The following is an 8,629-nucleotide window of genomic DNA, read 5'->3' as shown; positions in this document are numbered from 1 at the left end:
CCCGAATCGGACTCATGGGGCCCCTGTCGACTCATGAGCCCGACACGCGCACACCAGCCCCAGCGATCCGATTCCAGGCACGAGCCCGCCGTCCCCCGAATCGGACTCATGGGGCCCCTGTCGACTCATGAGCCCGACACGCGCACACCAGCCCCAGCGATCCGATTCCAGACACCGGAAATCCGCGGGCCCCGGCCGCGCCCGCGCCTGCCCCCACCTACTGCGGTCGGTGCTGCACCGGCGAGGCCGCCGGCAGACCGCCCGCGATCGTCGCCGTCTGAGCCGGAGTCGCCGTCGGCGCGACGTACAACGGGGCACCGACCCGCTCCCCCGCGCGCACCTCGGGAGCCGCCGCGCCGTGACCGGCCTGCGCACCGCCATCCGCCGTGGCGCCGTCAGCCGGCCCGTCGCCGGTCGGCTCATCCGGGGCCGTGCCTTCGCCGTCCGAGCCGCCGCGGCCGGCGCGCTTGGCGGCACGGCGCTCCTTCGCCCCCTCGACGAGGTTGTAGAGCGTGGGCAGCACGATGAGCGTGAGCAGGGTCGACGAGACGAGGCCGCCGATCACGACGATCGCGAGCGGCTGCGAGATGAATCCGCCGTGGCCGGTGATCCCGAGGCCCATCGGCGTGAGGGCGAAGATCGTCGCGAGCGCGGTCATGAGGATCGGCCGGAGTCGCATCGACGCCCCCGCGAGCGTCGCGTCGTGTGCAGACAGCCCGCGCTCGCGGTACTGGTTCACGAGGTCGACGAGCACGATCGCGTTCGTCACGACGATGCCGATGAGCATGAGCACGCCGATGAGCGAGGCGACGCCCAGGGGCACGCCCGTCACGACCTGCAGCAGGATGGCGCCGGTCGCCGCGAACGGGACGGAGACGAGGAGGAGGATGGGCTGTCGCAGCGACTTGAACGTCGCGACCATGACGACGTAGACGATGAGGATGGCCGCGAGCATGGCGAGGCCGAGCTGCGCGAACGACTCCGCCTGCTGCTCCGCCACTCCCCCGACCGAGGCGGTCGCGCCGTCGGGCAGGTCGGCCGCGGCGATCGCGGCGGAGGCCGAGCCGGTCGCGACCGCAAGGTCGTCGACGGAGGGCGGCACCGTGATCGTGGCCGTGCGGCGTCCGCCGACCGTCGTGATCGAGGCGGGGCCCTCGCTCTCCTCGATCACGGCGAGATCCTCGAGGGGCACGACGCCGCGGGCCGTCGGGATGGCCAGCTCGCGCAGCTCCTCGACGGTCGCGGGCGGGTCCTCGGCGGCGATGTACACCGTCAGCGCGGTGTCGCCGAACTCGACCGTGCCCGCCTGCTGCGGCTGCATCGCGGACGAGACGAACGAGCCGATGGCGGCCTCGGAGAGACCGGCCTCGGCGGCGGCCGCGCGGTCGACCTCGACGGCGATGTACGGCAGCGACGATGCGAGGTCGTCCGTCACGGTGCCGACGCCCTCGCGCCCCTCGAGCTCGGCGACGATCGCCGCGGTGGCATCGGCGAGCGCATCGGAGGTCGGCGCCTCGACGCTGATCTCGATGTCGGACGAGCCGAATCCGGACGACCCGGCGACGGTGACCTCGCCGGCTCCCTCGAGCCCGTCGAGGGCCTCCTCGACCTCGGCGCGCAGCGCCTCCTGGTCGACGCCGTCCTCGGTCATGACGGAGTACGTGACGCCGCCGCCCCCGCGGAACGCGTCGGACAGCGCGGATCCGCTCGAGCCGATCGAGGCCTGCACGGCCTCGATGCCGTCGATCCCGTCGAGCGCGTCCTCGACCTGGCGAGCCGCGGCATCCTTCGCCTCGAGGCTCGCCGTGTCGCCGAGGTCCTGCGAGATGGTCATCGTGTTCTGACCCGAGTCGCCGAGGAAGTTCACCTTCATGAGCGGCGCGGCCGCGACCGTGCCGACGAGCACCAGCACGGCGAGCACGAGGGTGATGCCCGAGTGCCGGAGGGTCCATCCGAGCACCGGAAGGTACGCACGCTGCAGTCGCGACGGCGGAGCATCGGGGTGCTCGGGGTCGATCGGGCGCCCGTCCGCGTCGAGCAGCGGCTTGCCGGGGCGCATGAACCAGTACGCGAGCACCGGCACGATCGTGAGCGCGACGAGGAGCGACGCGCTCATCGCGATCGTGACCGTGAGTGCGAACGGCCGGAAGAGCTCGCCGACCATGTCGCCCACGAACACGATCGGCAGGAACACCGCGACCGTCGTGATCGTCGACGCCGTGACGGCTCCCGCGACCTCGCGGACGGCGAGGCGGATGGCCGCGCCCTTCTCGGCGCCGCGCACGTAGTGCCGCTTGATGTTCTCGATCACCACGATCGAGTCGTCGACCACGCGCCCGATGGAGATCGTGAGCGCGCCGAGCGTGAGCATGTTGAGCGAGTACCCGAAGGCCTGCATGCCGATGAACGTGACGAGCACGCTCGTCGGGATGGAGATGGCCGTGACGATCGTGGAGCGGATCGACAGCAGGAACACGAGGATGACGAGCACGGCGAAGACGAGGCCGAGCAGTCCCTCCGTGGCGAGCGTCTCGATCGACTCGACGATGTACGGCGCCTGGTCGAACACGATCGTGAACTCGGCGTCGGGGAAGGTCTCGCGCAGGTCGTCGATGACCGCCTGCACGCCTTCCGACACCTCGACCGTGTTCGCCGCCGGCAGCTTCGTGATCGAGATCGAGATCGCGTCCTCGCCGTTCACGCGCGACAGCGAGGTGGTCGGATCATCGGTCTGCTCGACCTCGGCCACATCGTCGATCCTCAGCGCGGGCGGCACGATCGGCTGCCCCGTCGTCGGGTCGACCGTCGCGGCGGCGGCCGCGGCGAGCGGAAGCTCGCGCAGCGTGTCGAGATCCTCGATCTTCGCCCCGGTCTGGACGGTGAGGGTGCGGTCGCCCTCTGTGATCTCGCCACCGGGGAAGAGGTTGCCGTTCTGCTGCAGCGCATCCGCGATCGCCTGCTGCGTGAGGCCGTTCGCCGCGAGCGCCTCGGCGTCGGGGGTGATCGTGATGCGCTGGCCCGTTCCTCCGACGATCTCGGCCGAGCCGACGCCGTCGACGTCCTCGATGTCGGGGATGGCGATGCTCTCGAGCTGCGCCTGCGCGTCCTCGCCGAGACCGGAGACCGCGACCTGGATGACGGGCAGGTCGTCGATGCTGACCGACAGCACCTGCGGCTCGACGTTCTCCGGCAGCTGGCTCGAGATGCGGTTGATCGCCTGCTGCATCTTCTGCTCGGCCGTCGCGAGGTTCGAGCCGTAGGCGAACGTCGCCTGCACGATCGACGCGTCGGTCGTCGATGTCGCCGTGGTCGACTCGAGACCCGCGACGCCCTGCACCGCCGTCTCGATCGGCGTCGACACATCGGACTCCACGACCTCGGGCGATGCCCCGGGGTAGGTCGTCATCACGACGAGCGTCGGGAGCTCGATCGACGGGATCAGCTCCTGCTTGAGGCTCGTGAGCGAGAGCCCGCCGAAGACGGCTGCGCAGATCGTGATGAGCGCGATGAGGGCGCGGTTCTTGAGGCTGAGGACGGCGAGCTTCGACACGGATCTCTCTCGTTGGTGGAGCCTGGCGCGGGAGCGGACGGACCGATACGGTCCTGTATCCGCGTCGTCATTCTCTCAGCGGGGCGCGCAGCGGCGCCTCCACCTACGGGATGATCCTGATCAGACCAGGGCACCGATCGCGACACCGGCCGCGGCGGCCGCCACGCAGAGCGCGAGGGTCCCCAGCGCGTCGAGAAGCGCCTTCCGCACCTGGCCCTCGCGGAGGAACGCCGCCGCATCGAGCGACACCGTGCTGAAGGTCGTGTAGCCGCCCAGCAGCCCCGTCCCCGCGATCGCGAGCCACGGCCATCCGAGCGCGGCGCCCGTGAGCACCCCGAGCGCGAGCGAACCCGACACGTTCACCGCGAGGATGGCCCAGGGGAAGCCGCGTGGGACGACGCGCGAGAGCAGCACGTCGACGAGCCAGCGCAGGCCGGCGCCGATCCCGCCGGCCAGGGCGACGAGCGCGACGAGCCCGGGGGTCACGCCGCGGCCCCGCGCGCGACGCGCGCGCCGACGACGAGACCCGCGAGCGCCGCGCCGACCGCGAGGATCACGAGCAGGGCCGAGCCGGCGAGCACGAGCGCGATCTGCGGGCCAGGGGTCGCGCCCGCGACCTGAACGGCGAACGCGCTGTAGGTCGTGAAGCCGCCCAGCACGCCCGTCCCGAGGAAGCCACGCCATCGTGCATGCCGCGCACCGCATACGCCCGCGACGAACCCGAGCAGGAGCGATCCGACCACGTTGATGACGGCCGTCATCCAGACGACGGAGCTGTCCGGGGCGAGCGCCGTCAGCACGTGACGCGCGGCGACGCCGATCGCGCCGCCCGCGCAGACGAGGGGCAGCAGCTCCCAGCGGATGCGTGCACGCGTCACGAGCGAGACACTACCGGCTCGAGGCACGCGCGCCGGTGCCCGTCGCGCAGGCACACGAAAGTCGCCGCGGAGGGTGTTCCGCGGCGACTTTCCATGATGATCTGAGAAGGGCTAGGCCTTCTCGAGCTCGTCTTCGTCCTCGTCCTCGTCGGCGTACTGGTCAGCCCAGCGGTCGACGTACGGGTCGTCATCCGGATGCGCGAGTTCGCGTTCCAGGGCCCGATAATCGACGCTCGGGCTGAACGACTTGAGTTCGCGGGCGAGCTTTGTGTGCTTCGCCTTCTGACGGCCACGCCCCATGCGCGAGACCCCCTTATGTTGAGCAGCATCGGGCTTCATGCGCCGGCCCGTATGCATAACTTCCGACAGCCGGCTGATGCCGGGAAAGAGTAGGATCCAGGATACCACGCGGCCCTCGGGCACCGGCCGGGCTGCGGCACAGAGAGGACGGGCCATGAGCGATAACGAGGTCTTCCCCGCCGACGAGGCACCCGACGCGACAGCCGACGAGTCCCTGCACGGGGCCGTCATCGTGGGCGCGATCCCGGGCCAGGCACCCCGTGTGATGAAGGAGGCGGCCCGCTATGCGGCCCTTCTGCACGCGCCGCTCGTCGTGGCCCACGTCGACGTGACGCGCTTCGTGACCTACGAGGATCCGGACGGATTCGTGCAGACCGCGCCCGTCGACATCCACATCGACGCCGGCGCCGAGGAGCTCGAGGCCGTCCGCCGAGCAGCCGAGGAGAATCTCGCCGGCAAGGACGTCCGCTGGACGGTCCGCCAGCTCGTCGGCGACCCGGCGCTCGCCCTCAAGCACTTCGCCGAGAAGATCGACGCGCGCCTGATCGTCGTCGGCACGCGCAAGCGCGGCATCGGCGACTCGATCCGGGAGTTCTTCACCGGATCGGTCGCCGCGCGCCTGTCGCACCGGCAGCACCGCAACATCCTCGTGGTGCCCGTGGGCGAGCCGCTCGCGGACGACGAGGACTGGCCGCTCGAGGAGTAGGCCTCAGCGGCCGCCGAGCGCGCGCTCGAGCGCAGCAGCTGCGTCCTCGAGAGCACGGCCGAGGTCGTCGACGACGGATGACGCGAGCTCGCCCCCGCGCGCCACGTGCGTGCGCAGGTCAGCCCGGATGCGGCCGCGGAACTCGCCCACGAGCACCTCGGCGCGCTGCAGCTGCTCGCGCGCGCGGACGCGCGGGTCATCCCCACGGTGCGGTCGCGGCGTCTCCGCGGTCGCGCTCGCGGCCGCCGCGAGATCGGCGCGCAGGCTCTTCATCGCCTCGCTCACGCTCGAGCGCACGCCGTCGGCGATGATCCGGACGGAGTCGGCGAGCCCCTCCTGGATGCCGTCGAGTTCGGCCGCACGCGCACGCACCTCGGCGCGCCCGGCATCCGTGATCGCGTAGATCGTCTTGCGGCCGTCGACGCTCTTCGTGACGAGTCCCTCCTCCTCGAGCTTCGCCAGGCGGGGGTAGATCGTGCCCGCGCTCGGCGTGTAGGTGCCGCCCGTGCGCTCCGCGAACGCCTGCATGATGTCGTAGCCGTGACGCGGCGTCTCGTCGAGGAGGCTCAGGAGGTAGAGGCGCAGGTCGCCGTGCGAGAAGACCGGAGGCATCAGCGAGCCTCTCCCTCGCCGGCCGCCGCCTGCCCCGGCCACTGCACCTCGCCATCCGTCTCGGCCGCCGCATCGGGCTCCGAGCCGTCCTCGCGGCGCACGACCGTGATGTCGCCCGCGACCGTGTTGATCCGCACGTCGACGAAGCGGCTCGACAGCTCGCCCACCGAATCCGTGTAGCTCACCGGCCCGGACGACGCATACGCGACGCCGTCGATGCGCACGCGGCCGCTCGCCGAGCGCGCCACGTAGTTCGCGGCGTACCCCTTGTCCAGGCGCAGCGTCACGGCGCCGCTCACGCCGTTGACCGACACGCGCTCGACCTGTCCGACCGCGTCGACGAAGGTGGTGCCCGACACCGTGTCGACGTCGACCCGCGACACGGCGCCCGAGACGGCGACATCGCCGGAGACGGTGTTGGCCGAGAAGGCGCCCTCGAGGTCGCGCACCTGCACGTCGCCCGAGACGGCATTCGCCCCGAGATCGCCGCGCAGGCCGTCGACGAGCACATCGCCCGACACGGTGTTCAGACGCGCCGGCTGCTCGAGCCCCGCCACGAGCGCGCCCGCGCTCACGACGCCGAGCGTGAGGGCGACCGCGCGCGGGACGGCGACGCTGATCTCCGCACGCGGACCGGCAGCGCCGAAGTTGCGGAAGACCTCGAGGAAGTTGTCCCAGCGCAGCTGCGGGTGGTCGATCTCGAGCTCGTCTCCCGTGAGCTCGATGCGGAGGTCCTTGACCGTCACGCCGTGCACCTCGACCCGCGCATGCGGCTCGTCGTGCCCGATGATGTCGACCTGGCCGCCGATGAGGCCCACCTTGAGGCGGCGGACGCCCTCGACGTCGATGATGCGGGTCTCCCCCGGATGGATGACCCACTTCTCGTCTGTCATGATCTGCTCCTGTCTGCCCCGGCACGGGCATCCGACTCGAGATATATCTCGACTTGAGAGGAGTCAAACACGATATATCTCGATCTGCAAGCGTCTTCGGGAAATCGGCGGTTGACATTGACGCAACGTCAACCTCTAGCGTGATTCTCACCACCACGACAGAGGAGAGGAGCCGCCATGGAATGGTCGATCCAGCAGATCGCCCGCCTGACGGGCACGACGAGCCGCACGCTGCGTCACTACGACGACATCGGGCTGCTGCCGCCGTCGCGCGTCGGCCACAACGGCTACCGCTACTACGACGAGTCGGCCCTGGTCCGCCTGCAGCGCATCCTGCTGCTGCGCGAGCTCGGGCTCGGCCTGCCGCAGATCGGCGACGTGCTGGCTCGCGAGACGAGCCCGGCCCGCGCGCTCGAGACGCATCTGGCGTGGCTGGAGGAAGAGAAGGGTCGACTCGAGCGGCAGATCCGCGCGGTGACGTCGACCATCGGATCCCTGAAGGAGGGGAAGGAGCTCATGGCAGAGGACATGTTCGACGGCTTCGACCACACGCAGTACAAGGACGAGGTCGAGCAGCGCTGGGGTCGCGACGCGTACGCGCGGGGCGACGCCTGGTGGCGCGGGATGAGCGATGCGGAGCGCAGCGCCTGGGGCGAGCGCACGTCGCAGCTCGCGCGCGACTGGACGGCGGCCGCCGAGGCCGGCGTCGATCCCGCGTCCGACGACGCACAGGCTCTGGCGCAGCGCCACGTGGAGTGGCTGACCGGCATCCCCGGCACCCCCGCGGCCGCGCCCGGCGGCGACGTCAAGGCCTACGTGCTCGGTCTCGCCGAGATGTACGTGGCCGACGACCGGTTCGCCGCGAACTACGGCGGCACGGCCGGCGCGACGTTCGTGCGCGACGCGCTGACGGTCTACGCCGACGCGCATCTGTGATCGCGCGCCAGCACATGCCAGAGAGCGCCCCGTGTCCCTGAGACACGGGGCGCTCCTGCACTTCGCGCGGCCGGCGCGATAGCGTCGAGGCAGTCGGAGAATCGGCGCACACCAGGAGGAACCGTGACGGACACCCAGCACCAGCCCATCGGACTCGCCCGCACCCTGCGCACGATCGCCATCGTCACGGGCGTCATCTCGCTCATCGCGGGCCTCGTGATCGTCATCTGGCCGTTCAAGTCGGCCGTCGCCGTCACGGTTCTCATCGCGATCTACACCCTCGTCGCTGGCATCATCGACATCGCGCTCGCGGTCGTCTCGAAGGGGCTGAGCGGATGGCTGAGAGTCGGCCTGGCGCTCCTCGGCGTCCTCTTCGTGGTCGCCTCGATCGTCGCCTTCTCGAACCTCGCGTCGACGACGGCCCTCCTCGGCGTCTTCGTCTCGACGTTCCTCGGCATCGCGTGGATCTTCGAGGGCGTCGTCACCCTGTTCGCGCTCGGCGGCCCCAAGGACCCGTTCAGCCCGGTCGTCCGCTCGAAGGGCTGGACGATCGCGTACGCGATCGTCAGCATCCTCGCGGGCATCGTGCTGCTCGTCTCGCCGATGCTCGCCGCCGTGTGGCTCTGGCTCTTCATCGGCGCCTCGCTGCTCGTCTTCGGCGTGATCCAGATCGTCCGCGCGGCGACGCTCGAGCGCTGAGCGCGTCGCGACACACGAAGCGCCGGCCGCGCTCTCGAGCGGCCGGCGCTTCGTC

General features: G+C 70.9%; 9 protein-coding genes. 3 read left to right on the top strand and 6 right to left on the bottom strand.

Annotated features, from left to right (window positions below):
* Nucleotides 1-217 precede the first annotated feature (217 nt).
* The 4 genes from ACWXWW_RS05340 to ACWXWW_RS05325 all read right to left on the bottom strand — a co-directional run bounded on the left by ACWXWW_RS05340 (nt 218) and on the right by ACWXWW_RS05325 (nt 4,728).
* Complete coding sequence (locus ACWXWW_RS05340; protein ID WP_455969164.1) at nt 218-3,550, bottom strand: efflux RND transporter permease subunit; 3,333 nt, start codon at nt 3,548-3,550, stop codon at nt 218-220.
* A 120-nt stretch (nt 3,551-3,670) separates the two neighbouring features.
* Nucleotides 3,671-4,036: a fluoride efflux transporter FluC gene (locus ACWXWW_RS05335; RefSeq protein WP_271173495.1), complete on the bottom strand. Its 366-nt coding sequence runs from the start codon at nt 4,034-4,036 to the stop codon at nt 3,671-3,673.
* Nucleotides 4,033-4,428, bottom strand: a complete 396-nt coding sequence (locus ACWXWW_RS05330) for a fluoride efflux transporter FluC (protein WP_455969162.1) — start codon at nt 4,426-4,428, stop codon at nt 4,033-4,035. The genes ACWXWW_RS05335 and ACWXWW_RS05330 overlap by 4 nt, the downstream gene beginning before the upstream one ends.
* A gap of 111 nt (nt 4,429-4,539) precedes the next feature.
* The gene (locus tag ACWXWW_RS05325) at nt 4,540-4,728 is read right to left on the bottom strand and encodes a DUF3073 domain-containing protein (protein WP_282979377.1); all 189 of its coding nucleotides are present in this window, start codon (nt 4,726-4,728) and stop codon (nt 4,540-4,542) included.
* Nucleotides 4,729-4,882: 154 nt separating this feature from the next.
* Here ACWXWW_RS05325 and ACWXWW_RS05320 point away from each other — a divergent pair, with 154 nt between their 5' ends.
* Nucleotides 4,883-5,434 (top strand): universal stress protein, encoded by a 552-nt coding sequence (locus ACWXWW_RS05320; RefSeq protein ID WP_455969160.1) that lies wholly within the window; start codon nt 4,883-4,885, stop codon nt 5,432-5,434.
* Between the two features lie 3 nt (nt 5,435-5,437).
* On the opposite strand, the gene ACWXWW_RS05315 is transcribed toward ACWXWW_RS05320, so the two are convergent.
* Nucleotides 5,438-6,046: a PadR family transcriptional regulator gene (locus ACWXWW_RS05315; RefSeq protein WP_271173492.1), complete on the bottom strand. Its 609-nt coding sequence runs from the start codon at nt 6,044-6,046 to the stop codon at nt 5,438-5,440.
* Nucleotides 6,046-6,939 (bottom strand): DUF4097 family beta strand repeat-containing protein, encoded by an 894-nt coding sequence (locus ACWXWW_RS05310; RefSeq protein ID WP_282979325.1) that lies wholly within the window; start codon nt 6,937-6,939, stop codon nt 6,046-6,048. The genes ACWXWW_RS05315 and ACWXWW_RS05310 overlap by 1 nt, the downstream gene beginning before the upstream one ends.
* Nucleotides 6,940-7,116: 177 nt before the next feature.
* Between ACWXWW_RS05310 and ACWXWW_RS05305 the strand changes: the two genes are divergently transcribed.
* The gene (locus tag ACWXWW_RS05305; RefSeq protein ID WP_455969158.1) at nt 7,117-7,875 is read left to right on the top strand and encodes a MerR family transcriptional regulator; all 759 of its coding nucleotides are present in this window, start codon (nt 7,117-7,119) and stop codon (nt 7,873-7,875) included.
* Between the two features lie 123 nt (nt 7,876-7,998).
* Nucleotides 7,999-8,574, top strand: coding sequence for an HdeD family acid-resistance protein (locus ACWXWW_RS05300; protein WP_271173489.1), 576 nt, complete (start codon nt 7,999-8,001; stop codon nt 8,572-8,574).
* The last annotated feature ends 55 nt before the right edge of the window (nt 8,575-8,629 follow it).

The organism is Microbacterium sp. KNMS, from assembly GCF_053851835.1.
Note: the sequence above shows the minus strand (reverse complement) of the source record. Positions and strands in the feature narration are given on the sequence as shown.